This is a genomic window from Actinoplanes sp. NPDC051405 (assembly GCF_055586185.1).
The window spans coordinates 107,212-133,384 of record NZ_JBVJIR010000023.1 but is presented as its reverse complement, the minus strand read 5'-3'; the positions used below and the strand labels follow the sequence as shown (position 1 = coordinate 133,384).

Below are 26,173 nucleotides of genomic sequence, written 5' to 3'. Positions count from 1 at the left end.
ATTTCATCGGACATCGAAGCAACACGGGGGTACGGCGCATGGCACCACGCCTGACGAAGCGCGCACGGTACGGCAGACATCGGATCACTCAGGCGCTCGCAGGCATCGCTGTCGCCGCCGCGCTGCTCACCGCCCCGCAGCCCGCCGCCGCCGCGACCGAGGAGCCCGTACCGTCCGCCTCGGCGTCGGCTCCCGCTCAGCCGGCACCGCCGGTCACGCCGAGTCCGTCGGCCGATGAGACCACCCCCACGGCGACCCCTGATCCGTCCGTGCCGCCCAGCCCGAGCAAAGCGCCGCAGCCGGCGGCCAAGCCCAAGCCGAAGCCGAGCAAGGCTGACGCGGCCGCCGCCGAGCCCTGCGGGGGTGTGATCAAGCTCGGCGAGGCAGTGGACTGCGCCGAGATCAAGGACGAGCAGAAGCACGTCTACACGCTCACCACCACGGCGGACGGCGAGCGGCTGATCCTCGTGCTGCGCGCCCAGGTCGAGGGCGGTGACAGCCTGAGCGGCATGCTCACCAGCGCCGACGGTGAGACCAGCTGCTACCTGGGGACCTACCCGAGCGACTGTGTCCTCGGGGCCGCGGGCACCTACACCATCACGGTGAGCCTCTACTTCGGATCGGGCAGCAACGCCTATGCGCTCGGCGTCGACTCGCGGTCGCACCCGTCGGCGTGCACCGCGGTGCCGAACGAATCCCTGGCCTTCCCGGTCACGACCACGCAGGGCACGCTGGCGGCCGGCTCGGCCGGGCGGTGCTACCGCATCGACCAGGCCGAGGGCACGCTCGTCCGGATCTCGGTGGGCGGCGTCGGCGGTTCCGACGTGCGCGGCCAGCTGGAGAACGCGGCCGGCGAGGGCATCTGCTACCTGCAGGACGCCCGCGAGTGCACGCTGACCGGCGCCGGGCCGTACAGCTTCTTCGTGACCGAGCAGTACGGCGCCGCGACGGCTCACCGGGTCGCCGTGACCCGGCTGTCCGACCCGGCCGGCTGCGACGACGTGCCGGTGGCGTCGTTCGGCGACCCGGGCGACCGCTCCGGTTCGGCGACGATCGGCGGCGACAACGTCACCTGCCAGACCTTCACCGCGGCTGCCGGGCTGCACCTGCTGTCCTTCGACAACGCCCAGTACCTGAACTGGCGGGTGACCGACCGCACCGGTGCCGTCCTCTGCACCAAGTGGGGTGAGCAGCGCGAGCTGTGCCCGCTGCCCGCCGCGGGCACGTACACGCTGTTCGGCGAGAGCAGCGACTCGTGGGTCGACCCCCACACCGTCACCGTCGCTGTCTTCCCGCTCGCCTCGACGACGGGTTGCGGCCCGACCGTCGGCACCGCCTGGGACACCCCGGCCGTACGGGTGCGGGTGACCTCGCCCCTGCAGGTCGAGTGCAACCCGCTCGACGCGCAGCCGGGCGACCGGATCGACCTGCGCTCCGGCGGCTGGATCACCGGCACCACCGGCGAGCGGATCTGCGACGCGGTCCGCGAGGACGACGAGAAGGGCTGCGTGCTACCCGGGAACGGGCCGTACCGGATCATCTCGGAGCCGTCCTGGTCCGAGGACCCCGACGACCGGTGGGCCGAAATCGAGGCGCGCCGGCTGAACGACCCGCAGGGATGCGCGACCGTCCCGGTCGGCCGTTACGGCGCTGCCCCGGCCGGTGAGCCCACCGCGGCCGAGTGCCGCACGCTGACCGTGCCGGCCGCGGGCCGGTACCGCGTCGAGGTCGTCGACGACGAGAACTACCACGGCTACGGCACGATCTTCGACCAGGCCGGCAAGCGCGTGTGCGGGGTCGGCACCTGCACCTTCCCGGCGCCGGGGTCGTACACGCTGGTGACCGAGGGCAACACCTACGCCACCGTGCTGCTGCCCGCCGCCGATGCCGCGAGCGGCTGTGTGACGACGTCCGACCAGCCCACCGCCGCCCCGGCCAAGGGTGAGTTCAAGGCCGCCGGTCAGTACGACTGCCTGCTGCTGCCCACCCCGACGGGCGCCGGCCTGGCTCTGCTCAAGCCGCAGGACGCCACCGGCACGGGCCGCCCGGAGATGACGGTGTACGACGCCACCGGCAACTACGAGTGCGACATCTACCAGCTCCGGGACTACTCCTGCGTGCTGGAGGGCACCGCGCCCTTCCACGTGGTGCTGCACCTCGACGAGGACACCGGCTCTGTCACCGGGCCGTACGCGCTGACCTTCGCCCGTACCAGCGGCGGGCCGGCCTGTCCGACGCTGGCGAGCGGCGCCACGCCGTCGCTGACGCTGGGCGGCGACAAGTACGTCGGCTGTTTCACCCTGCCGGCCGGTCAGCACTCGGCGAGCGAGGTGCTGTCGTTCCGGCGTACCGCGGGGACCGGCAAGGCCCGGCTGTCCGTCTTCGGTCCGACCGGCTCGCGGCGCTGCTACACGCAGGCCTCCGACGCGAACTTCACGGTCTGCCAGCTGGAGGCGGGCGCCGCCACGGTCCTGGTCGAGGGCAGCACGGCGACGGGCACGTTCTCGTTCTCGCGCAGGGATGTCACCGCAGCCGCCACGGGTTGCACCCCGATCACGTCCACAGTGATCGGATCGCCGTCGCTGACCGGCACGCTGTCCTCCCGCGGGGACCTGCGCTGCTACCAGGTGTCGGCGAACGCGGCCGACCGGGTGCTCATCGACAGCCGCGACACCGACAACGTGTCGCGCACGATCGTGCTGGACCCGGACGGTGAGACCACCAGCTGCGCCGGTTACGTCAGCGCCTGCGCGGTCACCGGTGAGAGCAGGTACCAGGTGCTGGTGTGGAGCCTGGGCACCGGCAGCACGGCGTACCAGCTCGACGTGTGGAAGGTGTGGGCCAACGGTCAGCCGCCCGCCGAGTGCGCCAAGGTGCCGTCGGCCGCGTACGGCTTCGGCCCGTACACCGGCGCGCTGAGCAGCACGAAGCCCGCGCTGTGCGTGGTCGCCCCGGCCACCTACTACGACGACCTCACCATCGACGTCAACAACCCGGACGACCCGGACGACGGCTTCTTCTGGGACACCGGCATGTACGTCGTCACCGGCAGCAGCGGCATGCAGAGCTGTGCGATCGGCGAGGGCGGGTTCCACTGCTGGCACGGCCGGCAGCCGGTCGAGCCGACCGTGTACCTGCTGACCAACGGCAACCGCGCGAGCGAGCACCCGTACCGGCTCGAGGCGACCTGTCACACTCCGCTGTGCGGCGGGGAGCGGTTCACCGCGACGGCGGCCGCGCCGGCCTCGGTGGCCAACGGCGCCAAGCGCACCATCACCGTCACCGGCACGTCCCTGCACCTGCGGGACACGGTCCTGGTCACCCCGTCGGGCAGCCCGGCGTTGCCCGCGACCGTCAAGTCGGTGTCGGCGGATCGCCGGACGCTGACCGCCGAGGTCGATCTGACCACCGCACCGGCCGGCCCGGCCGCGCTGAGCATCGACTCGTTCGGTGCCGACGCGGAGCCGGTCGTGCTGGCCAACGCGTTCACCGTCACGCTGACGGCGTTGCAGGCCACCAAGGCGCCGGCGATCACCGGCACCGTGGCGGTCGGCTCGACGGTCAAGGTCTCGGCCGGCAGCTGGACGCCCGCGGCGACGTCGTACACCTATCAGTGGCGGGCCAACGGGTCCGCGATCCGGGGTGCGAGCGGGTCGTCGTACCCGGTCGGCGCCGCGGTGCTCGGCAAGCGGCTCACCGTGACCGTCACCGCGATCCGGTCGGGCCACCAGGCCGGGTCGACGACCTCCGCGGCGTCGGTCGCGGTCGCCAAGGGCAAGGCGCCGGCGGCCACCAAGAAGCCGGCGATCACCGGTACGGCCAAGGTCGGCCGCACGGTCAAGGTGTCCGCCGGCACCTGGTCGCCGAAGGCCGACTCGTACCGCTACGAGTGGCGGCTGGGCGGCAAGCTCATCCGCGGCGCCACCAAGTCGTCGCTGAAGCTGACGTCCTCGATGCGCAACAAGAAGGTCACCGTCACGGTGATCGCCCGCAAGACCGGCCACACCGACGGCAAGGCCACCAGCAAGGCCGTCACCGTCCGCCGCTGAGCTGCGCCAATCCGGCCTACGGCAGGCTGGGCGCGACGTCGACCTGGAAGATCGGCATCTTGCCCAGCTTGCGGTAGGCCATCAGGGCCTCCGGGGTCGCGTCCACCGACGAGTCGCGACCGTCCTGGTTGTGCGGGGTGTCGAAGTGCACCAGCGCCCGGATCTTCGGGAAGTTACGGATCTGCCGGCCCACCTCGCGGTAGAACTCGGCCTTGTGCCCGGGGTTCCTCTTCGAGGACCAGACGCCCCACTCGGCCACCATCAGCGGCTTGTCCGGGTGCTTGTTCGCGGCCCAGTTGTAGAAGCCGGGCCAGTTCGGGCGGGCCGAGCTCTGCCGGTTCAGCAGTTCGGCGAAGTCACCGTGGCCGTAGCCGGGGTCGCTGTAGGCGTACGTGTCGAAGCCGATCCAGTCGACCACGTCGTTGCCCGGGTACATGTCGTCGAACCACTTCTTGCTGGTGTGCGGCACGTACGCCATGTGCACCAGCACGGTGACCAGGTTGTCGACCCCGTGCCCGCGCAGCCGCTTCACCACGTACCGGTACATGTCCGAGTAGTCCTCGGCGGTGTAGCCGGAGCCCTTCTTCTCCTTGACGTTGTCCTCGGCCTCGTGGTGCACCGTGAAGAAGAACTGCTCCGGGTAGTCCTGGTTGATGTGCCGGGCCAGCCGGTCGAGGAACGCGTCGGTGGCCTTGTCGCCCTTCGCGATGGCGGCCCAGGAGGCACCGGCCGGCTTCCAGTTGAGGAAGAGGATGCGTTCGCGGCCGGGCTCGCGCGCGATCTTCCGCTCCGCCTCGGTCGGGAAGAGCTGCCGGTTGCCCTTGTGGTAGGCGTGGTAGACGGCCTGGTGCCGGTCGGTCTTGCGTTCGAAGTCGGCCAGCGCGCGCCGGCCGCGGTCGTCGGTGAACGCGCCGGGGGCCACGCCCCAGAGCACGCCGCAGGACGGGACGAGCTTGCGCCCGGTGCGGCAGCGCTGCCCGTTGCGGTCGCGCATCGCCGGCTGGGGTGCGGCCAGCGCGGTCTGTCCCGGGCCGGGCCGGCCGGCCGAGGCACTCGGGGCAGCCGAGCCGGACGGTACGGGCACTCCCGAGGCGCCGGGTCCGGCCGTCGGAGCGCCGGGGATCGCCGGGACGCCGGGTTCCGCCGGCGGCCGGGCGCCGGGCAACGGGGGCAGCGGCCCGCCGGGCCGGGTGACCACGGGATCGGTGCCGGGCAGTCCGAGCTGATCGACGCCGCCGGTCCAGGCCCACGACAGGGTGGCCACCACGGAGAGGGCAAAGATCGCCGTCATGGCGATGAGGTGCAGAAGCCTGGTCCGGCGCGGTCGACGTCTCACGATCGCCCACTATGCGACCTAAAGTCCGTTTTGTCGACTACCACGGCCGGTTCGCCGCGTGGCGACGGTCTAGATCAGACAGAGTGCCGACCCCGCTCGACCGCACGGAGTGCGGCTGCGAAACTGTCCCTCAAGCCGCTGCAAGGGGAGTCTTAGGTGAACGACGGTTCTGTGCTGCCCGAGGACGTGCTGCGTGACGCGCCGTCGTACACGCCGCGCGCACACGAACTCGCCGACCTGGAGTTGCTGCTCTCCGGGGCGTACGCGCCGCTGACCGGCTTCCTCGGGCGGGCCGACCTGACGGCCCTGCGCCGCCGCGGCCGGCTCGCCGACGGGACCCCGTGGCCGGTCGGGGTCACCTGCGAGATCCCCGCCGAGATGGGCGCGGCCCTGAACCTCGACGATCCGCTGCGCCGCACGGTGGTGCTCACCGACCCCGAGGGCGCGCCGGTCGCCGCGGTGGAGGTCAGCGACGCCTGGCCGACCAGCGAGCAGATGTACGCGATCGGCGGCACGGTGCGCCGGATGGGCGACGGCGGGCACGGGCCGTTCCAGCGGCTGCGGCGTACCCCGGAGGAGGTGAAGGCCCTGCTCCCGCCGGGCCGGGTCCTCGGGGTCATCGCCGACCGGCCGCTGCACCGCCCGCAACTGGCCCAGATCGCGCACGCCGCCCGCACCCTCGCGGCACACCTGCTGATCATCATCCCGGTCACCGGCCCCGGCCCGGACGGGCTGCCGCCGGAGGCGCTGGTCCGCGCGATCTTCGCGGCCCGCGACCGGATGCCGCCGGCCACGATCGTCGCGGTGCCGCTGATGCCGCGCAACGACGAGATGCGTGACGCGCTGCTGCGGGCCCGGGTGGCGACCGCGTACGGCGTCACCCACGTCCTGTCCACCGGCGACATGCTCTCCGGCGGCGGCCTGCGGGTGCTGGTCCCCCGCGAGCTCGCCTACGACAACCGCGACGGTCAGTGGCGCTGGCGCGACGACATCCCGCCCCGCAACCGCCGGCTGGCGATGACCCCGGCCGAGGTGGAGGACCTGCTCGACCGCGGCTTCCCGCTGCCCGAGTGGCACACCCCGCCGGCCGTGGCCAAGGAGCTGTCCCGGGTCCGTCCACCGCGCCGGCACCGCGGCCTGGTCGTCTTCTTCACCGGCTTCTCCGGCTCCGGCAAGTCCACGATCGCCCGCGGCCTGGCCGACTCGCTGCGGGAGAGCGGCGAACGCACGATCACCTTCCTCGACGGCGACGTGGTGCGCCGCGAGCTCTCGGCCGGGCTCGGCTTCAGCCGGGCCGACCGCGACCGCAACGTGCGGCGGATCGGCTGGGTGGCGGCCGAGGTGGCCCGGCACCGCGGCATGTCGATCGCCTGCCCGATCGCCCCGTACGCCGACGCCCGGGCCGCCGTGCGCGCGATGGCCACCGAGGCCGGGGCCGGGTTCGTGCTGGTCCACGTGGCGACCCCGCTGGAGGTCTGCGAGCGCCGCGACCGCAAGGGCCTGTACGCCCGCGCCCGGGCCGGACAGCTGCGCGGGATGACCGGCATCGACGACCCGTACGAGGTGCCGGCGGACGCCGAGCTGACGCTGGACACCACGGACATGACCGTGGTCGAGGCCATCGACGTGGTGCTGGCGTACCTGGTGGAGAGCGGCTGGGTGGAACCGAACATGAAGTAACCGGTGGCGGCGGAGTAGTTACGCATCGGCGCACGGGCCGTTTACCCCCTACGGGGGCGAAACGCCCATTGCCGTCAACTCACTCCACACCCCGAAAGGGCCGCCGAACCGATGGAAGATCCGCGCCCGGTGTCCGCCGACCTCTCGCATTACCTGGGCGTCTTCCGCCGGCACTGGTGGGTCGTGCTCGCCGCCGCGGGGGCCGGGCTCGGGCTCGGCGCCCTGGTCACCCAGGTCGTGCCCAAGGTCTACGAGTCGTCGACCTCGGTGCTGGTGCAGCCCGTGTCCGGCGACACCAACGCCTCCGGCGGCCGGACCAAGGGCCCCATCAACCTGGACACCGAGGCCCAGCTGGTCGGCTCGGGCGCGGTCGCGGTCAAGGCCGCGGCCCTGCTGCGCTCGCCGATCTCGCCGATCGAGCTGGCCCACGACGTCGCCGTCGAGGTGCCGGCCAACACCACCGTGCTGGTGATCCGCTTCCAGGCGGACAAGCCGGAGGCCGCGCAGGCCGGGTCGCACGCGTTCGCCGAGGCGTACCTGCGCAACCGGGAGGAGACCGCCCGGGCTGAGCTGGATCAGAAGATCAAGACCCTCAACCTCAAGGCCAAGCAGCTCACCACCAACCTGACCAGCATCAACAACCGGCTGGCCAAGGCGCCGGACGGCAGCTTCGAGCGCGGCAACCTGGAGAGTCTGCGGAACAACTCGCAGAACCAGCTCAACAGCATCACCGGCCGGCTCAACGAGCTGACCACCGCCACCGTCAGCGCCGGCAGCATCATCAGCGACGCCCGCGTGCCGGACTCGCCGATCAGCCCGAACGCGATGCTCAACATCGCCACCGGCGGGATGGTCGGGCTGCTGGCCGGGCTGGCGCTGGCCTTTATCCGGGAACGGTTCGACCGGCGCCTGCGCAGCGCGGCCGACGTGCGCGACCGGGGCCGGATCCCGGTGCTCGCGGCGCTGGACGAGCGGACCACCCCGCACTTCGACGACGTGCTGCAGCCGTACGGGCCGGGCGGGCGGGTCTTCAACCGGCTGCGCAACGAGATCCTGGCCAGTCTGAACAGCGGGGACCAGATCATCGTGGTGACCGGGGCCAGCCGGGGCTCCGCGACCACGCTGGTGGCGGCGAACCTGGCTGCCGCGCTGGCGCGTACCGGAAGTGATGTCGTGCTGATCGGCGCGCACCTGCCGGACAGCGTCGTGGACGCGGCCCCGCTGGCCCGGATGCTCGGCGTCGCGCCGATGCCGGGCCTGTCCGACCTGCTGGCCGGCCGGATCGGCCTGCACAAGGCGATGCAGCGGACCCCGCGCATCCCGTCGCTGCGGGTCATCACAACCGGCGGCGCGGCGACCGCGGCCGGGCTCATGCAGTCCCAGCGGCTACGTGACACGCTGGAGGCGCTGCGCCGGCAGACCGGTTACGTGGTCATCGAGGCGCCGTCGACCAGCAGCAGCGCCGACGCGCAGAGCCTGGCCAGCCTGGCCGACGCGGCCATCCTCGCGGTCGAGCTGCGCCGGGCCAAGCGCCCGGCCCTGCTGGACGCGGCCGAGCAGCTCAGCCGGGTGGGCACGCCACTGCTGGGTGCCGTGGTGCTGCCCCGGCTCAACGCGATGCGGGCCGACGAGCAGAACCTGCCGGTGGTCACCCTGCCGGCCGAGCGCCGGCCCGAACCGCGGCCCACGCAGCGCCCCGAGCAGCAGCAGAGCGAGGAACGGCCGGAGCCGCGCCCGGACGAGACCGCGGTGCTGGACACCGAGCGCACCCAGCAGATGCGGCGGGTGCCGGCCGGTCCGGCCCAGGGCGGCCCGGTCCGCCCGCGCCCCAGCGAGCTGGACGAGGTCACCGCGATCATCGACCTGGGCTCGGCGGGCACCCAGACCAAGACGGCCGAGAAGACCGGCGAGCAGCCGGACGAGAAGTGACGCTGGTCGTCCCGGGCGGCCCTGGCACCACCAGCACCCGGGCCGCCGGGCCCGCGCACAGCGCCCCGGCGAAGCGGACGACCGCCCTGCCGGCCTGGCCGCTGGCGAGCATGCTGGCCTTCTATCCCCTGTGGTGGGCGCTCGGCCTGGGCGTGCTGATCTTCCCGCTGATGGCGGTGCCGATGCTGGTGCTGCTGCTGCGCCGGCGGGCCGCCGGCCGGCCCGTGCTGCTGCCGCCCGGCTTCGCCTGGTGGCTGCTGTTCCTGGCCGCGGTCGTGGTGAGCATCGCGGCGCTGGGCGCCGACCCGAGCGGGACGGTGGCCGAGCCGGCGAGCGGCCGCCTGATCGCGGTCGTCTACCGGCTGTCCCTGTACGCGTCCCTGACCGTCCTGCTGGTGTACGCGGGCAACCTCACCGAGCTGGAGCTCTCCCGCCGGCGCCTGGTCAAGCTGCTCGGCTGGCTGTTCGTCGTCACCGTGCTCGGCGGGCTGCTCGGCATGGTCGCCGGGCGTTTCGAGTTCACCTCGCCGGTCGAGCTGCTGCTGCCCCCGGGCCTGCGCAGCAAGGGTTTCGTGCAGTCGATGGTGCACCCGTACGCCGCGCAGATCATGGACCTGGTCGGCGGGGAGAAGCCCCGTCCGGCCGCGCCGTGGGGTTACACCAACACCTGGGGCAACAACTTCTGCCTGCTGATGGTCTGGCTGGTGGTCGCGGCCGGGGCTACCCGGCGCGGCGGCGTCAAGCTGCTGGCGGCGCTCTGCCTGGGCGTCTCGATCGTCCCGGCGGTCGTCTCGCTCAACCGCGGCCTGTGGATCGGCATCGGCGTGGTCGTGCTCTACGTCGCCGTCCGGTACGTGCTCATGGGCCGGCTGTGGGTCATCGCGGCGGTCCTGTTCGCCGTGGCCGGCCTGGTCCTCGCCCTGGTCGCCACCCCGCTCGGCGACACGGTCAACGCCCGCATCGACAACGGCAAGTCCAACGGGGTGCGCTCGTTCCTGATCGAGCGCGCGGTCGACGGTTTCGCCGAGTCCCCGGTGATCGGCTTCGGCTCGACCCGCAACACGATCGGCGGCCGCAACTCGATCACCGTCGGCGAGAGTTCCGAGTGCGAGCGCTGCGGCAACTTCACCGTCGGCGGCAACGGCCAGTTCTGGCAGCTGGTGTACGCCCACGGCGCCGCCGGCACCATCGCCTACCTGGCCTTCTTCGGCTACGGGCTGTGGCGTTTCCGGCGCGACCGGACCCCGATCGGGATCGCCGGCAGCGCCGCCATCGTCAGCTCCTTCTCGGCGATGCTCTGGTACAACTCGCTGGCCACCCCCCTGGTCTTCATGTTCCTGGCGTACGCGCTGCTCTGGCGCAACGAACAAGAGGCGAACAGATCCGGAGGGCCAGCCCATGAGTCCCGTTAAGACCGCGCCCGCCGCCCTGACGGCGGGCGACTCGGCACTGCGCACGCAGTACCTCGCGGAGGTGCTGGAGCTGCTCTACCCGGCACCGTGCGACACCACCGGCGGCCCCGGCGAGCCGATCACCGAATACCTGGTCGTGCCGGACGCGCGCCGGCCCCGGCTGCTGGTGCCGAACACCTCCCGCCGGGTCGCCGCCGCCGCGGTACGCCGTTACGCCGAACCGCAGTCCCGCAGCGCCCGCCTCAAGCGGGACGCCGTGGTGGCGGCCCTGCGCACCGGCGCCTCCGGGGTGCTGCTGCGCGACCGGATCAAGGTCACCGGCCCGGCCGGGGAGAGCGTCGACGGGCACCTGCGCCAGGCCCTGGGCCGTGAGCTGTCGGTCAGCATCCACATCGGACCCGCCCGGGCCAACCGCAAGCCGGTGCTGCAGCTCATCAGCCCCGAGGGTGAGACCTTCGGCTTCGGCAAGCTCGGCACCGGCCCGCTGACCCAGCGGCTGGTCAAGGCCGAGACGTCAGCGCTGACCGCGCTCGGCACCGTCGGGCTGACCAAGCTGTCCGTGCCGACCGTGCTGCACGCCGGGCAGTGGCGCGGCCTGCAGGTGCTGATCCAGTCGGCGCTGCCGGTCTGGCTGCCCCGGGCCCCGCTGACCCAGCGCCGGCTGATCGCCGCCATGCTCGACATCGCCGGGTGCTGCGGCTATCACAGCGGCACGCTGGTCGGCAGCGCGTACTGGGCCGAGCTGCGCGGGCGGCTGGCCGCGCTCGGCGACCGGCCCGAGGGGGTCGCACTGACCTCGGCCGCGGAGCTGCTCGCCACCCACGCCGGCCAGCACACCCTGCGGTACGGCGCCTGGCACGGCGACTGGGCCCCGTGGAACATGGCCAACCTCGCGGACGCGCTGCTGGTCTGGGACTGGGAACGGTTCGCCACCGGGGTGCCGGTCGGCTTCGACGCCGTACACCACGAGTTGCAGAAGCGGATCCAGTCCACCGGCGATGCCGCCGCCGCGGTCGAGGCAACCGTGCGCCGGGCCGGGGAGCTGCTCGCGCCGTTCGGGGTCGCCGACGACGTCCGGGAGCTGACCGCCCTGCTCTACCTGATCGACCTGGCCGCGCGGTACCTCGCCGACCGGCAGGCCGAGGCCGGCGCCCGGCTGGGTGTGCTCGGCACCTGGCTGCTGCCGGTCCTGATCCGCCGGGTCGAAGAGCTGTGACCCGCCACCACACCATCGGAAGGCCGCAGTAGCCATGGACGTCTCCAAAGTTCCGACACCCGTCAAGCGGGTCGTGCACCTGGGCACGCGCTCGTACGGCCGGCTCACCGCCCCGGCCCGGATGACCCCGTCGTTCCTGATCTGCGGCGGTCAGCGCTGCGGCACGACCTCGCTCTACCGCGCGCTCGCCGCGCACCCGGTGGTGCTCAAAGCGGTGCTGCACAAGGGCGTGCACTACTTCGACGTGTCCTACGACCGGGGCATGGGCTGGTACAAGGGCCACTTCCCGATGCAGCGCAGCGCCGAGAAGATCCGTACCCGCTACGGCGTGGACGCGCAGACCTTCGAGTCGAGCCCGTACTACATGTATCACCCGCAGGCGGCTGCCCGGATCGCCGCGGACCTGCCTGGGGCGAAGCTCGTGGTGCTGGTCCGGGACCCGGTCGAGCGGGCCTACTCGCAGCACCACCACGAGGTGGCCCGGGGCTTCGAGCAGGAACGCGACTTCGGCAACGCGCTCGCCCTCGAAGCCGCCCGGCTGCACCGCCAGGAGCACAAGCTGGCGACCGACCCGACCTACTACTCCTTCGGCCACCAGCACCACGCCTACCGGGCCCGCGGCGAGTACGCCCGCTACCTGAGCGTGATGGCCCAGCACGTCGGCCGGGAACGCATCCACGTGGTGGAGAGCGAGCGGTTCTTCGCCGAGCCCGAGCAGACCTACGACGAGGTGTGCCGGTTCCTGGGACTGCCGACCGACCTCGGGCACCCGCCGTTCGAACGGCACAACGCCCGGCCCCGGCAGTCCGACATGGACCCGGCGCTGCGCCAGGACCTGACCGAGCACTTCGCGCCGCACGACGACGCCCTGATCACGTGGCTGGGCCGGGTGCCCATCTGGCGCCAGGCATGACCGTCACCGACGTCGCGGCGCCGGACCGCAGCGGCACCCGGGGCGTCGCCCGCGGCGGGCTGGCCAACATGGTCGGCTCGGCGCTGGCCGGCGGCACCGGCGTCGTGGTCACCTGGATCGTCGCCCGTAGCCTCGGCGCCGAGCAGGCCGGCGCGTTCTTCGCCGCCACGGCGGCCTTCGTGCTGACCGGCGGGCTGGCCAAGCTGGGTACGCAGACGGGCCTGGTCTACTGGCCGGCCCGGCTGCGCGCCACCGGCCGCGACCACCTGCTCGGCGCCTGCCTGCGGATCGCGCTGACCCCGGTCGTCGTGCTCGCGCTGGTGCTGGCGGTCGCGATGTGGTTCGGCGCCCCGGCGATCGCGCACCTCACCGCCGAGGACTCGCCGCACGTCATGGCCGCGCACATCACCGCCCTGCGGGTGCTGGCCGTCTTCCTGCCGTTGCAGGCGCTCACTGACGCGCTGCTCACCGCCACCCGCGGCTACAAGGCCATGCGGCCGACCGTCACCCTGGACCGCGTCCTGCGCAGCACGCTGCAGTTGCTGTGCGTCGGCGCGGTCGGGGTGGCGACGCTGTGGGGCACGGCGACGTTGCCCGCGTTCGCGTTCGCCTGGGCGGTGCCGTACCTGCCGGTGGTGATCCTGGCGGCGGTCGCGTTGCGGCGCACGTACCTGGCCGCCCGGCCCGACGGCCCGCGCACCCGCCGCCGCGACCGCCGGCAGCTGCGTCGCGACTTCTGGCGGTTCACCGGGCCCCGGGCCCTGGCCAGCGTCGCGCAGCTGGCCCTGCAGCGCATCGACGTGCTGCTGGTGGCGGCCCTCGGCGGGCTGGCCCCGGCCGCGATCTACGCGGTCGCCGGCCGGTTCGTGGTGCTCATCCAGTTCGCCAACCAGGGCATCTCCCAGTCGGTGCAGCCGCGGCTGGCCGAGGCGCTGGCCGTCGGCGACCGGGACACCGCCAACCACCTCTACCAGACGGCCACCGGCTGGCTGGTGCTCGTCACCTGGCCCATCACCTTCCTGGTCATCCTGTTCGCGCCGGTCTACCTCGGACTGTTCGGCAGCGGCTACCGCAGCGGCGCCGACGTGGTGGTCGTGCTGGGCTGCGCGATGCTCGTCGCCACCGGCTGCGGCATGGTCGACATGGTGCTGGCCATGGCCGGGCGCACCTCCTGGAACCTGATCAACGTCCTGGTCGCGCTGGGCGTCACCGTCGGCCTGGACGTGCTGCTGATCCCCCGGTACGGCGCTCTCGGCGCCGCGATCGGGCTGGCCTGCGCGATGGTCGCCAACAACGTGCTGCCGCTGATCCAGGTGGGCCGGGCCGCCCGGCTGCACCCGTTCGGCCCCGGGACGCTGGCCGCCGCCGGGCTCTCCGTCGCCTGTTTCGGTGTCCTGCCCCGGCTCGTGACCGTCGTGGCGGGCGCCGGACCGGGCGGCATGTCGCTGGCTGTCGCGCTGGCCGTGCCCGCCTTCGCCGCGGGCGCGTGGCTGCTGCGCAAACGCCTCGGCCTCAACGCCTTCAAGCCCCGCAAGCTCACCCAGAGGAGGACCGGTTGACCACCGAATACACCAAGGTGTTCCAGGACGCGGAAGCCGTCGACAAGTACGAGCACGTCACGTACGCGCCGGACAGCTACGCGTCGCGGATCAACGAGCGGCAGCAGGCGTACCTGCGCAAGCTCGTCGCCCGGGAGTTCGACACCGCGCCGGTGCAGCACGACTTCGCCTGTGGCACCGGGCGCGCCATCCGTACGCTGCACGGCCTGGTCCGCGAGGCGCACGGCTACGACACGTCCGCCGAGATGATGGCCAAGGCCGCCGAGGTGGGCTCGCAGGCGCACTGGCACCAGGTGCCGATGGACGGCCCGGTGCCGGAGCCGGTGCGGGCCGGATACCCGGCGATCGTGACGATGTTCCGGCTGCTGCTCAACGTAGACACCGACGTACGGGACCGGGCCATCGCGTTCGCCGCCAGGGCCCTGCCGGACGCGGCCTCCGGGCTGCTCGTGGTGGAGAACCACGGCAACGCCGGATCGCTGCGGCACCTGCGGGCCCGGCGGCACTCGGGTGAGCGCTGGTTCGCCGAGCTGTCCCACGAGGAGGTCGGCGAACTGCTCGACCGGCACGGCTTCGAGGTGATCGAGCGGCGCGGCTTCTCCATGCTGACCGAGTCGCTGGACCACAAGCTGCTGGCCCGCGCCGCTGACGCGGCGGCCCGCAAGCTGCCGGGCACCGACAGCTTCGCGGTCAACGTCCTCTACACCGCCCGGCGGAAGAAGTAGCCACTGTCATGCGCCGTGTTCTCGCCCTGCTGGGCCTGCTCGTCCTCGTGCTCGCCGGCTGCACCTCGCACCGGCGGGCCGAGCCCGAGCCCACGCCGTCCCCCGACCTGACCAGTGCGCCGGTGGCCGTGGCCGTGAACCCGGGCCCGTTCCAGTCCGGCCCGTTCTCCGCGCCGGAGACCGGTGCGTACCTGGGCGCCTGGATCAAGCCGGACGCCCTGACCCATGCCGGCCGGGTCGAGGCCGTCGACGGGCTCGAGAAGGACCTCGGGCGACCGCTCGACATCGTCAACACGTACCGGCGCTTCGACCAGATGGTCGGCACCGCGTCCGACGAGGAGTTCCTGGACACCGACGCCACGCTGATGGTCAGCTGGGCCACCGGGGACAACCGCTCGATCCTGGCCGGCGAGCACGACCGGCTGATCCGCCGGCAGGCCAAGGCGATCCGCAAGGTCAAGGAGCCGGTGCTGCTGCGGATCCGGTGGGAGATGGACCGGCCCAACCTGCGCGCCACGATGTGGTCCGGGGAGGACTACATCGCCGCGTACAAGCACATCCGGCAGATCTTCGCCGAGCAGCGGGTCAAGAACGTGTCATGGGTCTGGTGCCCCACCGCGGAGGGCTTCATCCGCGGCGACGCGCCGGCCTTCTACCCGGGCGACGACCAGGTGGACTGGACCTGCGTGGACGTCTACGCGGGGAACCTGTTCCAGCCGATCGGGCAGCTCATGGGCCCGTTCCTGCAGTGGGCGGCGCAACGGCCCAAGCCGATCATCATCGGTGAGTTCGGCGTGGCCAAGGCGTGGGGCTCGGCCGGCCGGGCGGCCTGGCTGGCCGACGCCGAGCGCACCTTCAAGGCCAACAAGCAGATCAAGGCCGTCGTCTACTTCGAGTCCGATCCCGAGGGCAACGGGCCGAAGCAGCAGTTCCAACTGGCCGGGGACAAACCCGCGTTCCAGCAGTTCGCCCGGCTGACGCGGGATCCGTACTTCAATCCCGAATAGGCCGCCCGCGGCCGCCGGGCGCCCACCCGCCCGGCGGCCGCGGGTGTGTCCGGGTCATCGGCGTGCGGCGGCGCCGGCCAGCAGCCGCATCGCGTACGGGGCATCGTGCTTGAGGTAGCGCCCGGCCAGCCGCCCCGGGTCGGTCCCCAGGCGGTGGGCCCACTCCAGGCCGGTCTTCTGCATCCAGCGCGGCGCCCGCTCGACGTCACCGGCCACGAAGTTGACCGCCGCGCCGCAGCCGATGAACCAGGCCCGCGGCAGCTCGGCCCGCAGCCGGGTGATCACGCCCTCCTGTTTCGGGAAGCCCAGCCCGACGAAGACCAGGTCCGGTTCCGCCCCGGCCACCTTGCGGCAGAGGTCGGCGTAGGACTCCTCGTCGCGCTCGAAGCCGTACGGCGGGCACAGCGTTCCGGCGATCCGCAGCCCCGGGCACTCACCCGCCAGGCGGTCGGCGGCCCGGGTGGCACCGTCCTTGGTCCCGTCGGCCGCCGGCGTGCCACCGACGACGAAGATCGATCGGCGGTCGTGGGCCAGGCCGCGCGACAGCGACCAGATAAGGCTGCTGCCGGCGACGCGTTCCGGCAGCGGGGTGCCGCTCAGCTTGCTGGCCCAGACCAGGGGCATGCCGTCGGCGACCACCAGGTCGGCGTCGTCGAGGTAACCACGGACCTCGCTGTCCACCTGGGCCTGGCGCAGGATGTCGACGTTCGGGGTCAGGATCCGGCCGCCCCGGCCCGCATCGATGGCCTCGCGGACGACGGCCACCACCTCCTCCTCGGTGATCCGGTCGAATCCCGTGCCGTCCAGATGCACCCGGTCGAATGCCTCGATTGTCATGCGACGCCTCCTTCACCCTTGTTCGCTCGTTATAGGAGCGAAACGAGCGAAGGTGGGCCAAAGTGGCACGGGTTCTTTATTTGGGTGGATTAGGACGAAGCGGAACGACGCTCGTCGAGCGCCTCCTCGGCGAGCTGCCCTCCGTGTGCTCGCTCGGCGAGATCGTCCACCTCTGGCAACGCGACATCCGCGACGACGAGCGCTGCGGCTGCGGCGCCCGCTTCTCGGCCTGCACGTTCTGGAAGCGCGTCGGCGAACGCGCCTTCGGCCATTGGGGCAATGTGGACGTCGAACGGGTGCACGCGCTGCGCGACGCGGTCGAGCGCACCCGGCACATCCCCCGCCTGGCCGGCGCCCAGTTGCCGCCGGCCCAGCGCGCCGACGTCCGCGAGTACGCGAGCTTCTACGCCCGGGTCTACTCGGCGGCCGCGGCGGTCTCGGGGGCCCAGGTGGTCGTCGACTCCTCCAAGCACAGTGCGTTGGCGCACGTGCTGCGCTGGGCCGACGACGTCGACCTGCGGGTCGTGCACGTGGTGCGGGACGCGCGCGGGGTCGCGTACTCGTGGACCAAGACCGTCACCCGGCCGGAGACGGACGGCAGCGAGGAGATGACGCGCTACTCCCCCGGCCGTTCGGCCCTGCTGTGGAACGCGCACAACGCGGCCTTCGGCCTGCTCTCGCGCCGCGGCGTGCCGGTCCGCCGGATTCGTTACGAGCAGTTCCTCACCGACCCGCGGGCCGCGCTGCGCGAACTCGCCGAGTACGCCGGCGTCCCGGTCACCGACGCCGACCTCGGCTTCCTCGGCGACGGCTACGCCGACCTGCGGGTCGGCCACAGCGCGGCCGGCAACCCGATGCGCTTCAGCGTCGGCCGGCTGCCGCTGCGCCGCGACGACGCCTGGGTACGCGCACTGCCCAGCGGCCAGCGCCGGCTGGTCGGCGCGGTGTGCGCCCCGATGCTGCGCGCGTACGGCTACCCGCTCAACCCCGCAGAAGTTCCCCAGGAGGCGTGATGAACTGGCCGTCCGTCGGTGTCGTGATCCCCACCCGCAACCGTCCCGAACTGCTCCGTAAGGCGATCGCCGGGGTACGCGCCCAGCGTTACCCGGGTGAGCTGAAGATCGTGGTGGTCTACGACCAGACCGAGCCCGACTACCTGCTCGCCTCCACCGACGGCGTCCAGGTGCTGGTCCTGACGAACTGGCGCACCTCCGGGCTGGCCGGCGCCCGCAACACCGGCATCCTGGCGCTGGACAGCGAGTTCGTGGCCTTCTGCGACGACGACGACCAGTGGGCGCCGGACAAGCTGCGCCGCCAGGTGGCCGCCCTGGTGGCCGAGCCCGACTCGGAGATGGCAACCTGCGCGATCGAGGTCGAGTACGAGGGCCGGACCACCCCGCGGCTGGCCGGGCGCAGCCGGGTGACGGTCGACGAGCTGGCCCGTTCCCGGATGGCGATGCTGCACTCGTCGTCGTTCCTGATCCGCCGGGACGCGCTCGCCGAGTCCGCGATCGGGCTGGTCGCCGAGGACGCGCCGGGCAGCCAGAACGAGGACTGGGACATGCTGCTGCGGGCGGCCCGCCGCGCGCCGATCGTGCACCTGGACGAGCCGCTGGTCCGGGTCCTGTGGGGCCGCACCTCGCACTACGCCTACGAGTACGCCACCAAGATCTCGTCGCTGCGCTGGATGATGCAACGCCACCCGGAGATCAGCGGCTGCGGCCCGGGCGCGGCCCGCGTCTACGGTCAGCTCGCGTGCTGGTCGGCCGCGACCGGCAACCGCAGTCAGGCGTGGCAGTTCAGCAAGGAGGCGGTCCGCGCCAACTGGAAGGAGCCGCGGACGGCGATCGCCCTCGCGGCCATGACCGGCGCGGTGAAGGTGGAGAACGTGCTGTCGGCGCTGCACAAGCGGGGCCGAGGTATCTGACACACCACCTTTTGCGCACACCCGCTCAGCGGGTAGTGTTCGCACGTGTTCGAATTCGTGCGGTTATCCCGTCGTAGCGACGGTGAGTGCTGATGCTCGCGCAGCAGCGCCAGGCGGCGATCCTGGACCGGGTCCGGGCCGCCGGCGGCGTCCGCGTCAGCGAACTGGCCAGCGAGTACGGCGTCTCCGACATGACGATCCGCCGCGACCTGGAGACCCTGGCCGACCGCGGCCTCTTGGCGAAGGTACACGGCGGCGCGACCACGGTGAGCCCCGGTTCGGCCCACGAGCCGGGCTTCGCGGCGAAGTCGGTGCGCCAGCGCGCCGAGAAGGCGGCGATGGCCATGCGCGCCGCCGCCCTGGTCTCCCCCGGTGACGCCATCGCGCTGTCCGCCGGCACCACGACCGCGGGCCTGGCCCAGCGGCTCGTCGACGTGCCGGCGCTCACCGTGGTGACCAACTCCATCCCGGTCGCCGACGTCTTCTACCGCGCCGGGCGCCCGGACCAGACCGTGGTGCTGACCGGCGGCACCCGTACGCCCTCGGACGCGCTGGTCGGGCCGGTGGCGGTCGCCGCGATCGGCACCCTGCACCTGGACATGCTGTTCCTGGGCGTGCACGGGATGAGCGAGCGGGCCGGCTACACGACGCCGAACCTCATGGAGGCCGACGTCAACCGGGCGCTGGTGGAGGCGGCTGAGCGGCTCGTGGTGCTGGCCGACCACACCAAGTGGGGCACCGTGGGCATCTCCTCGATCGTGCCGCTGGACCGCGCCGACGTGGTGATCACGGATGACCAACTGGACGAGGCCGCACGTGCGGTCCTGGTGGAAATGGTTGACGAGCTGATGGTGGTAAGCGCCCAATGATCTCCCAGAGGACTGCGATCCGGCTCTCCGACGGCCGCGAGCTCATCTACTTCGACGAGACCCCGGACGCCGACCGCGCCAAGTGGCCGGACACCCGGCACCTGCCGCCCCCGCCGCCGACCTCCCAGCTGCGGTACGACCCGCTGGTCGACGAGTGGGTGGCGGTCGCGGCGCACCGGCAGACCCGCACCTTCCTGCCGCCGAGCGACAAGTGCCCGCTGTGCCCGTCGACGCCGGAGTTCGCCAGCGAGATCCCCGCGCCGGACTACGACGTGGTGGTGTTCGAGAACCAGTTCCCGTCCTTCAGCGACCGGGTCAAGCCGGACGAGATCACCGCGCTGACCGACATGGTCCCGGTCCAGCCGGGCATCGGGCGCACCGAGGTCGTCTGTTTCACCAGCGACCACAACAGCTCCTTCGGCACGCTGCCGCCGGCCCGGGTCCGCACGGTGCTCGACGCGCTGGCCGACCGGACCACCGAGATGTCGGCGCTGCCGGGCATCGCCCAGGTGTTCCCGTTCGAGAACCGCGGCATCGAGATCGGCGTGACGCTGAGCCACCCGCACGGGCAGATCTACGCGTACCCGACGGTGCCGCCGCGCACCGAGGCCATGCTGCGGGCGGCGCGCAAGCACGCCGAGCACACCGGCGGCCGCACCCTGTACGCCGACGTGCTGGCCGCGGAGCAGAAGGCCCAGGTCCGCGTGGTGGCGTCCAACGAGCACTGGACGGCGTACGTCCCGGCGGCGGCCCGCTGGCCGTACGAGGTGCAGCTGGCCCCGCACCGGCAGGTCGCCGACATCCCGGCCCTGAGCGACGCGGAACGTGACGCCTTCGGGCCGCTGTACCTGGACGTGCTGCGCCGCTTCGACGCGCTCTTCGGCAAGCCGATGCCCTACATCTCGGCCTGGCACCAGGCGGTGGTCGGCGAGGGCCGCGAGCTGGGTTACCTGCACCTGCAGCTGTTCAGCATCCGCCGGGCGGCGGACAAGCTGAAATACCTGGCCGGCTCGGAGTCGGCGATGGGTGCGTTCGTCAACGACATCGTCCCGGAAGCGGCCGCCCAGCGTCTCCGCGAGGCGCTCTAAGTTTCAGTCGGCCACGACGTTTCTCGGGGCGCTCGGCGGCCAGCCGTGGTCGGGGGCGACCTGCCGGGCCACCTGGCGGCCGATGTCGCGCAGCTCGGCCACCTGCTCGGGGCGCAGCACGTCGAAGACGTAGCGCCGGACCGCCGCGACGTGGCCGGGCGCGGCCTCCACGACCATGTCCCAGCCGGTGTCGGTGAGCACCGCCTCGACGAACCGGCCGTTCTCGGCGCTGGGCTCACGGAAGACCCAGCCCCGCTGCTCCAGGCGCTTGACCACGTTGGACAGCCGGGAGAGCGAGCCGTTCACGAACTGTGCCAGCACGCTCATCCGCAGCCGCCGGCCGGGCGACATGGACAGGCCGGCCAGCACCAGGTATTCGAAGAACGAGATGCCGTTGTCCCGCTGGAGCTGGGCGTCGAACGCGCTCGGCAGCCGGAACATGAGCCAGGACAGGGCAAGCCAGGCGTCGTTCTCGTCGGGCGACAGCCATTGGGGTTCGTTCCGGCCTTCCACAGGATGCAGCCTACCGGCCGTGATCAGCCAACTTGACGTACGTCACTTCACGGTTGACTTCACGCTTGAAGCGCGTCATCGTTGACTTCAAGCGTGAAGTCATAATCTACAAAGGGGACGAACTATGACGTTGTTCCGGCTGGACGCCAGCATCCGGGTCGAGGGCTCGGCGAGCCGCGAGATCGCCGACCTCGTCGAGCAGGAGTGGCTGGCCGCACACCCGGGCGACCAGGTCGAGCGTCGGCACATCGGCGTCGACGTGCTGCCCGCCGACGCGTGGGGACATGCGGTGGGCGCCGGCTTCGTCCCGCCCGAGCAGCACACCGCCGAGCAGGCGAACGCGGTGAAGCTGGCCACCACCCTCACCGACGAACTGGTCAACGCGGACGCCGTGCTGCTGGCCGTGCCGCTCTACAACTGGGGCGTGTCCCAGCACTTCAAGGCCTGGTTCGACCTGATCATGACCGACCCCCGCGTACGCGCCCCCGAAGGCCTGATCCCGGGCAAGCCGGTCGTGCTGGCCACCGTTCGCGGCGGCGCCTACGGCCCGGGCACCCCCAAACACGGCTGGGACTACTCAACCCCGTACCTCCACCGCATGCTCACCGAGCAGTGGGGCGCCAACCTGACGGTCGTAGAACGCGAACTCACCCTGGCCGGCGTCAACCCAGCCCTCGACTCCCTCCGCGACCTGGCCACCCAACTCCACCAGCAGGCCCTGAGCGCAGCCGTCGAAGCAGGCCGCGCCTTCGGCGTGAAGTAACCGCAACCAAACCCGCACTTCGCCCGTCGGTGTCGAGGGCGCCAAAACAGGCTAGGCGCTTTTTGCCGTGGCCTGTTTTGGTGTCCTCGGCGCCGACCGCCCTGGGGCGAAGTGCCAGCCGAGCGGAGCGAGGCCATTTAGCAGAGAGGGCGCCAAAACAGGCTAGGCGCCCTTTGCCGTGGCCTGTTTTGGTGTCCTCGGCGCCGACCGCTCTTGGGGCGAAGTGCCAGCCGAGCGGAGCGAGGCCATTTAGCAGAGAGGGCGCGGGGGGCCTGGGACGAGGCCCCCCGCGGGGAAGGGACGGCGGGCGTTCGCCCACTGATCGCGCGCTGCTTCCAGAACCGGTCGGCGCCCGGGACAAGGCGGCCGGACCGGCGGGCGACCAGAAGCGCGACGCGACCGTCATCCGTTCTATCCAGGAAAACGACCGGCCCACGCAGGGGTTACGCGCCATACCCCGCAAAACCCGCCCTAAACATCCGTTTTGCGAGCTTCAAGCCGCGCAAAAAGGCCGCCGGCAAGTGCGCGGCGGCCTTCGTGCTTTATCGGGTACGAGCTCAGGCGAGCTTGCGCGCCAGGTTCTCGTCCAGGGCGTTCATGAACTCGTCCGTGGTGAGCCAGGGGGCGTCCCGCGAGATGAGCAGCGCGAGGTCCTTGGTCATCTGACCGCCCTCGACCGTCTCCACGCAGACCTTCTCCAGCGTCTCGGCGAACTCGGTGACCGCCGGGGTGCTGTCCAGCAGACCGCGGTGCTTGAGGCCGCCGGTCCAGGCGAAGATCGAGGCGATCGGGTTGGTCGAGGTCTTCTCGCCCTTCTGCCACTGCCGGTAGTGCCGGGTGACCGTGCCGTGCGCGGCTTCGGCCTCGACGGTCTTGCCGTCCGGGGTCATCAGCACGGAGGTCATCAGGCCGAGCGAGCCGAAGCCCTGGGCCACGGTGTCGGACTGCACGTCACCGTCGTAGTTCTTGCAGGCCCAGACGTAGCCGCCCTCCCACTTCATGGCGGCGGCCACCATGTCGTCGATCAGGCGGTGCTCGTAGGTGAGGCCGGCCGCCTTGAACTGGTCGGCGAACTCGGTCTCGAAGATCTCGGCGAACAGGTCCTTGAACCGGCCGTCGTACGCCTTGAGGATCGTGTTCTTCGTCGACAGGTAGACCGGGTAGTTGCGGGCCAGGCCGTACCGGAACGAGGCGCGCGCGAAGTCGCGGATCGAGTCGTCGTAGTTGTACATCGCCATCGCGACGCCGCCGCCCGGGTAGTCCGCGACGTGGAACTCCATCGGCGCGGAGCCGTCCTCGGGCGTGAACGTGACGGTCAGCTTGCCGGGGCCGGGGGTCACGAAGTCGGTGGCCTTGTACTGGTCGCCGTGGGCGTGCCGGCCGATGATGATCGGCTTGGTCCAGCCCGGCACCAGCCGCGGGACGTTGGACATGATGATCGGCTCACGGAAGACGACGCCGCCGAGGATGTTGCGGATCGTGCCGTTGGGCGAGCGCCACATCTTCTTGAGGCCGAACTCCTCGACGCGGGCCTCGTCCGGGGTGATCGTCGCGCACTTGACGCCGACGCCGTGCCGCTTGATCGCGTTGGCCGCGTCGATGGTCACCTGGTCGTCGGTCTCGTCGCGGTACTGGATCGACAGGTCGTAGTACTCGAGGTTGACGTCGAGGTACGGCAGCACCAGCTGCTCGCGGATCTGCTTCCAGATGATCCGGGTCATCTCGTCGCCGTCGAGCTCCACGACCGGGTTGTTGACCTTGATCTTCGCCATCGACCGGCGCTCCTCTCCGGGACACGTGCTTCTAGCAGTACGAGCGTACTGCAGGTCGGTGGAAGATCGCCTCCCGGCCTCGCCCTAACCCTCTCGCACGAGCCGGCCCACGCCGCCAGAATGGCGGGATGTCTGCCATCCGGAAGATCGGCCCGCTCACCGTCGTCGCGTTGCAGGACGCCGAGGGGCCGCATTTCGACCGGCGCGAGGACGCGCTGCCGGACGCCACGGCCGAGCAGTGGGCCGCCGCCGACGAGCGCGATCCGGGTGCGCGGACCGCGGACGGCCGCTGGTGGTTGCGCTTCCGGAGCTTCGCGATCCGGTACGGCGACAGCGGCCCGGTCACCCTCGTCGACGCAGGGATCGGGCCGGCCCACTCACTCGCCGCCGACTGGGCTCCCGTACCCGGGCACCTGCCGGACGAACTGGCGGCGGCCGGGATCGAGGCCGCGGACGTCGAGGCGATCGTGCTGACCCACCTCCACACCGATCACATCGGCTGGGCCGTCCCGGCGGATTCACCGTTCACCAACGCCCGGGTCATCGTGCAGCGCGCGGAGGTCGACGCCTTCACCGCCGCACGCCAGCAGGACGCGCTGCTGCGGCCGCTGCGGGACCAGGGGCGGCTGCAGGTGGTCGAGGGTGACGCCGAGCTGGGCGCGGGCGTACGGATCATCTCCACGCCCGGGCACACCCCCGGACACCAGTCGGTGCTGGTCTCCGGCGGCGGCGAGTCGGTGCTGGTGACCGGGGACCTGCTGGTGCACGCGGTGCAGCTGGTGGATCCGGCCCTGGCCTACGGGCATGACATGGACGCGCAGCTCGCCCGCAAGAGCCGGGAGGCGGCGCTCACCGCGGCCACCACCCGTGGCTCGTGGCTGGCGGTGTCGCACCTGGGTCAGCCGTACTGCCGTACCTGGGAATGACGGTCTGGCCCCTCCCTCAGCTCACGTATGATGCGACTGAAGTCGCGCCTGAAGTGGAGGGGGTTCCCATGACCGCCGCGCTCAGCGGGCTGCCGCCCGTGGACGGCTGGACCGTCGACGACCTCCATGCCCTGCCCGATGACGGCGTCCGCCGCGAGCTCATCGATGGAGCCCTGCACGTGTCCCCCTCGCCGACCAGCGTCCACCAGGTCATCGCCATGCGTCTCGGTGTCGCGCTCGAGCAGACCTGCCCGGACGACCTCTTCGTGAGCCAGGCCAACGACGTGGAACTCAGTTCGCGCCGGATGTTCATCCCGGATGTGCAGGTCACCACGTTCGAGGCGGCCCGCCGACAGTCCGGCAGCTTCACGGCGGACGAGGTCGTGCTGGCGGTGGAGATCGTCTCGCCGGGTTCGCAGAGCGTGGACCGGGTACTCAAGCCGGCCCTGTACGCGAAGGCCGGCATCGCCAACTTCTGGCTGGTCGAGACCGATGGCGGGATCTCCGTGCAGACGTACCGGCTCAACCGCGAAGCGGAGGCGTACGAGCCGTCGGGCACCTTCACCGACGTGATCAGCGTCGAAAGCCCGTGGCAGCTGGAAATTACCGTCGCCAAGCTGCGCCCCCGCAACTTCTGACCATGCGAAAGGCCGGGACCAACGGCCCCGGCCTTCCTGACGATCATCAGAGCGAAGCGACGTCCGCCTGCTTGGCGCGGACGGCCTCGGCGGCCTCCTTGAGGCCGGCCAGCTCGCTCTCGGTGAGGTCGGTCTCGACGACCCGCTTCACACCCTCCGCGCCGATCTCGGCCTCGACGCCGAGGTAGACGCCGGAGATGCCGTACTCGCCGTCGACCCACGCGCAGACCGGCATGACCGCGCCGGAGTCCTCGGCGACGGCGCGGGCCATCCGGGCCGCGGCCGCCGACGGGGCGTAGTACGCCGAGCCGGTCTTGAGCAGCGCCACGACCTCGGCGCCGCCGTTGCGGGTGCGGGTGACCAGCTCCTCGACCTTGTCGGCCGGGAGCAGCTCGGCGACCGGCTTGCCGTTGACCGTGGACTTCGACGGCACCGGCACCATGGTGTCGCCGTGCGAGCCCAGCGTCAGCGTCTTGACGCTGCTCACCGGGACCTTCAGTTCCTCGGCCACGTTGTTGGTGAAGCGGGCCGAGTCGAGCATGCCGGCCTGGCCGAGCACCCGGTTCTTGGGGAACTGGGTGGCGATCTGGGCCAGCGCGGTCATCTCGTCCAGCGGGTTCGACACCACGATGACGACGGCGTTGGGGGCGTACTTGGCGACGTTCTCGGCCACCTGGCGGACGATCTTGGCGTTGACGCCGAGCAGGTCCATCCGGCTCATGCCCGGCTTGCGGGGCAGGCCGGCGGTGATCACGACGACGTCGGAACCCTCGATGGCCTCGTAGCCTTCGCCGTTGGGGCCGGTGGTGGCGCCGACGACCTTGGTCTCGAAGCCCTCGATCGGGCGGGACTGGTTCAGGTCGAGCGCGAGGCCCTCGGGCTTGCCCTCGACGATGTCGGTGAGCACCACGGTCTCGAAGATGTCGTACTCGGCCAGACGCTGTGCGGTCGTGGACCCGTAGAAACCGGCGCCTACGACGGTGACCTTCTTGCCCATGTCTCTCACTCCCAGTC

The 26,173-nt window shown here is 71.7% G+C and carries 21 protein-coding genes; 16 read left to right on the top strand and 5 right to left on the bottom strand.

The window, feature by feature from the left end; genetic code table 11:
* Positions 1–38 precede the first annotated feature (38 nt).
* Positions 39–4,049 carry a hypothetical protein gene (locus ACZ6S4_RS38315; RefSeq protein WP_465479587.1) on the top strand — a complete coding sequence of 1,337 codons (4,011 nt, stop codon included), beginning with the start codon at positions 39–41 and terminating at the stop codon, positions 4,047–4,049.
* A 16-nt stretch (positions 4,050–4,065) separates the two neighbouring features.
* Here ACZ6S4_RS38315 and ACZ6S4_RS38310 read toward each other — a convergent pair whose 3' ends face one another.
* Positions 4,066–5,385 (bottom strand): glycosyl hydrolase, encoded by a 1,320-nt coding sequence (locus ACZ6S4_RS38310; RefSeq protein ID WP_465479586.1) that lies wholly within the window; start codon positions 5,383–5,385, stop codon positions 4,066–4,068.
* Between the two features lie 156 nt (positions 5,386–5,541).
* On the opposite strand from ACZ6S4_RS38310, the gene cysC reads away from it, so the two are divergent.
* The 8 genes from cysC to ACZ6S4_RS38270 all read left to right on the top strand — a co-directional run bounded on the left by cysC (position 5,542) and on the right by ACZ6S4_RS38270 (position 15,826).
* Entirely contained in the window at positions 5,542–7,065 is a 1,524-nt protein-coding gene (gene cysC / locus ACZ6S4_RS38305) for an adenylyl-sulfate kinase (RefSeq protein ID WP_465479585.1), read from the top strand.
* Positions 7,066–7,194: 129 nt separating this feature from the next.
* Entirely contained in the window at positions 7,195–8,994 is a 1,800-nt protein-coding gene (locus ACZ6S4_RS38300; protein ID WP_465479584.1) for a Wzz/FepE/Etk N-terminal domain-containing protein, read from the top strand.
* Positions 8,991–10,406, top strand: coding sequence for an O-antigen ligase family protein (locus ACZ6S4_RS38295; RefSeq protein WP_465479583.1), 1,416 nt, complete (start codon positions 8,991–8,993; stop codon positions 10,404–10,406). Before ACZ6S4_RS38300 ends, ACZ6S4_RS38295 begins: the two co-directional genes overlap by 4 nt.
* Complete coding sequence (locus ACZ6S4_RS38290; RefSeq protein ID WP_465479582.1) at positions 10,393–11,622, top strand: hypothetical protein; 1,230 nt, start codon at positions 10,393–10,395, stop codon at positions 11,620–11,622. The genes ACZ6S4_RS38295 and ACZ6S4_RS38290 overlap by 14 nt, the downstream gene beginning before the upstream one ends.
* A gap of 34 nt (positions 11,623–11,656) precedes the next feature.
* Positions 11,657–12,535, top strand: coding sequence for a sulfotransferase family protein (locus tag ACZ6S4_RS38285; protein ID WP_465479581.1), 879 nt, complete (start codon positions 11,657–11,659; stop codon positions 12,533–12,535).
* Positions 12,532–14,094: a lipopolysaccharide biosynthesis protein gene (locus ACZ6S4_RS38280; RefSeq protein WP_465479580.1), complete on the top strand. Its 1,563-nt coding sequence runs from the start codon at positions 12,532–12,534 to the stop codon at positions 14,092–14,094. The genes ACZ6S4_RS38285 and ACZ6S4_RS38280 overlap by 4 nt, the downstream gene beginning before the upstream one ends.
* Positions 14,091–14,819 carry a methyltransferase domain-containing protein gene (locus ACZ6S4_RS38275; protein ID WP_465479579.1) on the top strand — a complete coding sequence of 243 codons (729 nt, stop codon included), beginning with the start codon at positions 14,091–14,093 and terminating at the stop codon, positions 14,817–14,819. The genes ACZ6S4_RS38280 and ACZ6S4_RS38275 overlap by 4 nt, the downstream gene beginning before the upstream one ends.
* Positions 14,820–14,827: 8 nt before the next feature.
* Positions 14,828–15,826, top strand: a complete 999-nt coding sequence (locus ACZ6S4_RS38270) for a glycosyl hydrolase (RefSeq protein WP_465479578.1) — start codon at positions 14,828–14,830, stop codon at positions 15,824–15,826.
* Positions 15,827–15,880: 54 nt separating this feature from the next.
* On the opposite strand, the gene ACZ6S4_RS38265 is transcribed toward ACZ6S4_RS38270, so the two are convergent.
* The gene (locus ACZ6S4_RS38265) at positions 15,881–16,663 is read right to left on the bottom strand and encodes a WecB/TagA/CpsF family glycosyltransferase (RefSeq protein ID WP_465479577.1); all 783 of its coding nucleotides are present in this window, start codon (positions 16,661–16,663) and stop codon (positions 15,881–15,883) included.
* 62 nt (positions 16,664–16,725) lie between these two features.
* Here ACZ6S4_RS38265 and ACZ6S4_RS38260 point away from each other — a divergent pair, with 62 nt between their 5' ends.
* The 4 genes from ACZ6S4_RS38260 to galT all read left to right on the top strand — a co-directional run bounded on the left by ACZ6S4_RS38260 (position 16,726) and on the right by galT (position 20,547).
* Positions 16,726–17,676 carry a sulfotransferase gene (locus ACZ6S4_RS38260; protein WP_465479576.1) on the top strand — a complete coding sequence of 317 codons (951 nt, stop codon included), beginning with the start codon at positions 16,726–16,728 and terminating at the stop codon, positions 17,674–17,676.
* The gene (locus ACZ6S4_RS38255; RefSeq protein ID WP_433725035.1) at positions 17,676–18,590 is read left to right on the top strand and encodes a glycosyltransferase family 2 protein; all 915 of its coding nucleotides are present in this window, start codon (positions 17,676–17,678) and stop codon (positions 18,588–18,590) included. The genes ACZ6S4_RS38260 and ACZ6S4_RS38255 overlap by 1 nt, the downstream gene beginning before the upstream one ends.
* A gap of 92 nt (positions 18,591–18,682) precedes the next feature.
* Positions 18,683–19,459, top strand: a complete 777-nt coding sequence (locus ACZ6S4_RS38250) for a DeoR/GlpR family DNA-binding transcription regulator (protein WP_465479575.1) — start codon at positions 18,683–18,685, stop codon at positions 19,457–19,459.
* Positions 19,456–20,547 carry a galactose-1-phosphate uridylyltransferase gene (galT, locus tag ACZ6S4_RS38245; protein ID WP_465479574.1) on the top strand — a complete coding sequence of 364 codons (1,092 nt, stop codon included), beginning with the start codon at positions 19,456–19,458 and terminating at the stop codon, positions 20,545–20,547. The genes ACZ6S4_RS38250 and galT overlap by 4 nt, the downstream gene beginning before the upstream one ends.
* Positions 20,548–20,550: 3 nt before the next feature.
* Here galT and ACZ6S4_RS38240 read toward each other — a convergent pair whose 3' ends face one another.
* On the bottom strand, positions 20,551–21,060 hold the full coding sequence (locus tag ACZ6S4_RS38240) for a MarR family winged helix-turn-helix transcriptional regulator (RefSeq protein WP_465479573.1): 510 nt from the start codon (positions 21,058–21,060) through the stop codon (positions 20,551–20,553).
* A 124-nt stretch (positions 21,061–21,184) separates the two neighbouring features.
* Between ACZ6S4_RS38240 and ACZ6S4_RS38235 the strand changes: the two genes are divergently transcribed.
* Positions 21,185–21,823, top strand: a complete 639-nt coding sequence (locus ACZ6S4_RS38235; RefSeq protein WP_465479572.1) for an FMN-dependent NADH-azoreductase — start codon at positions 21,185–21,187, stop codon at positions 21,821–21,823.
* Between the two features lie 557 nt (positions 21,824–22,380).
* On the opposite strand, the gene ACZ6S4_RS38230 is transcribed toward ACZ6S4_RS38235, so the two are convergent.
* The gene (locus tag ACZ6S4_RS38230) at positions 22,381–23,595 is read right to left on the bottom strand and encodes an NADP-dependent isocitrate dehydrogenase (protein ID WP_360817900.1); all 1,215 of its coding nucleotides are present in this window, start codon (positions 23,593–23,595) and stop codon (positions 22,381–22,383) included.
* A 128-nt stretch (positions 23,596–23,723) separates the two neighbouring features.
* Between ACZ6S4_RS38230 and ACZ6S4_RS38225 the strand changes: the two genes are divergently transcribed.
* Both ACZ6S4_RS38225 and ACZ6S4_RS38220 read left to right on the top strand, forming a co-directional pair.
* The gene (locus ACZ6S4_RS38225; RefSeq protein ID WP_465479571.1) at positions 23,724–24,521 is read left to right on the top strand and encodes an MBL fold metallo-hydrolase; all 798 of its coding nucleotides are present in this window, start codon (positions 23,724–23,726) and stop codon (positions 24,519–24,521) included.
* A 68-nt stretch (positions 24,522–24,589) separates the two neighbouring features.
* Entirely contained in the window at positions 24,590–25,159 is a 570-nt protein-coding gene (locus ACZ6S4_RS38220; RefSeq protein ID WP_465479570.1) for a Uma2 family endonuclease, read from the top strand.
* 46 nt (positions 25,160–25,205) lie between these two features.
* Here the strand turns inward: ACZ6S4_RS38220 and mdh are convergent, their stop codons facing one another.
* Complete coding sequence (gene mdh, locus ACZ6S4_RS38215; RefSeq protein WP_360817909.1) at positions 25,206–26,156, bottom strand: malate dehydrogenase; 951 nt, start codon at positions 26,154–26,156, stop codon at positions 25,206–25,208.
* Positions 26,157–26,173: the final 17 nt, after the last annotated feature.

Bases quoted from the DNA above. Each gene is read 5' to 3' on its own strand.
- ACZ6S4_RS38235 (WP_465479572.1), top strand. From the start codon at position 21,185: ATGACGTTGTTCCGGCTGGACGCCAGCATCCGGGTCGAGGGCTCGGCG.
- mdh (WP_360817909.1), bottom strand. From the start codon at position 26,156: ATGGGCAAGAAGGTCACCGTCGTAGGCGCCGGTTTCTACGGGTCCACG.
- ACZ6S4_RS38315 (WP_465479587.1), top strand. From the start codon at position 39: ATGGCACCACGCCTGACGAAGCGCGCACGGTACGGCAGACATCGGATC.
- ACZ6S4_RS38230 (WP_360817900.1), bottom strand. From the start codon at position 23,595: ATGGCGAAGATCAAGGTCAACAACCCGGTCGTGGAGCTCGACGGCGAC.
- galT (WP_465479574.1), top strand. From the start codon at position 19,456: ATGATCTCCCAGAGGACTGCGATCCGGCTCTCCGACGGCCGCGAGCTC.
- ACZ6S4_RS38225 (WP_465479571.1), top strand. From the start codon at position 23,724: ATGTCTGCCATCCGGAAGATCGGCCCGCTCACCGTCGTCGCGTTGCAG.
- ACZ6S4_RS38270 (WP_465479578.1), top strand. From the start codon at position 14,828: ATGCGCCGTGTTCTCGCCCTGCTGGGCCTGCTCGTCCTCGTGCTCGCC.
- ACZ6S4_RS38255 (WP_433725035.1), top strand. From the start codon at position 17,676: ATGAACTGGCCGTCCGTCGGTGTCGTGATCCCCACCCGCAACCGTCCC.
- ACZ6S4_RS38265 (WP_465479577.1), bottom strand. From the start codon at position 16,663: ATGACAATCGAGGCATTCGACCGGGTGCATCTGGACGGCACGGGATTC.
- ACZ6S4_RS38220 (WP_465479570.1), top strand. From the start codon at position 24,590: ATGACCGCCGCGCTCAGCGGGCTGCCGCCCGTGGACGGCTGGACCGTC.
- ACZ6S4_RS38285 (WP_465479581.1), top strand. From the start codon at position 11,657: ATGGACGTCTCCAAAGTTCCGACACCCGTCAAGCGGGTCGTGCACCTG.
- ACZ6S4_RS38250 (WP_465479575.1), top strand. From the start codon at position 18,683: ATGCTCGCGCAGCAGCGCCAGGCGGCGATCCTGGACCGGGTCCGGGCC.
- ACZ6S4_RS38280 (WP_465479580.1), top strand. From the start codon at position 12,532: ATGACCGTCACCGACGTCGCGGCGCCGGACCGCAGCGGCACCCGGGGC.
- ACZ6S4_RS38290 (WP_465479582.1), top strand. From the start codon at position 10,393: ATGAGTCCCGTTAAGACCGCGCCCGCCGCCCTGACGGCGGGCGACTCG.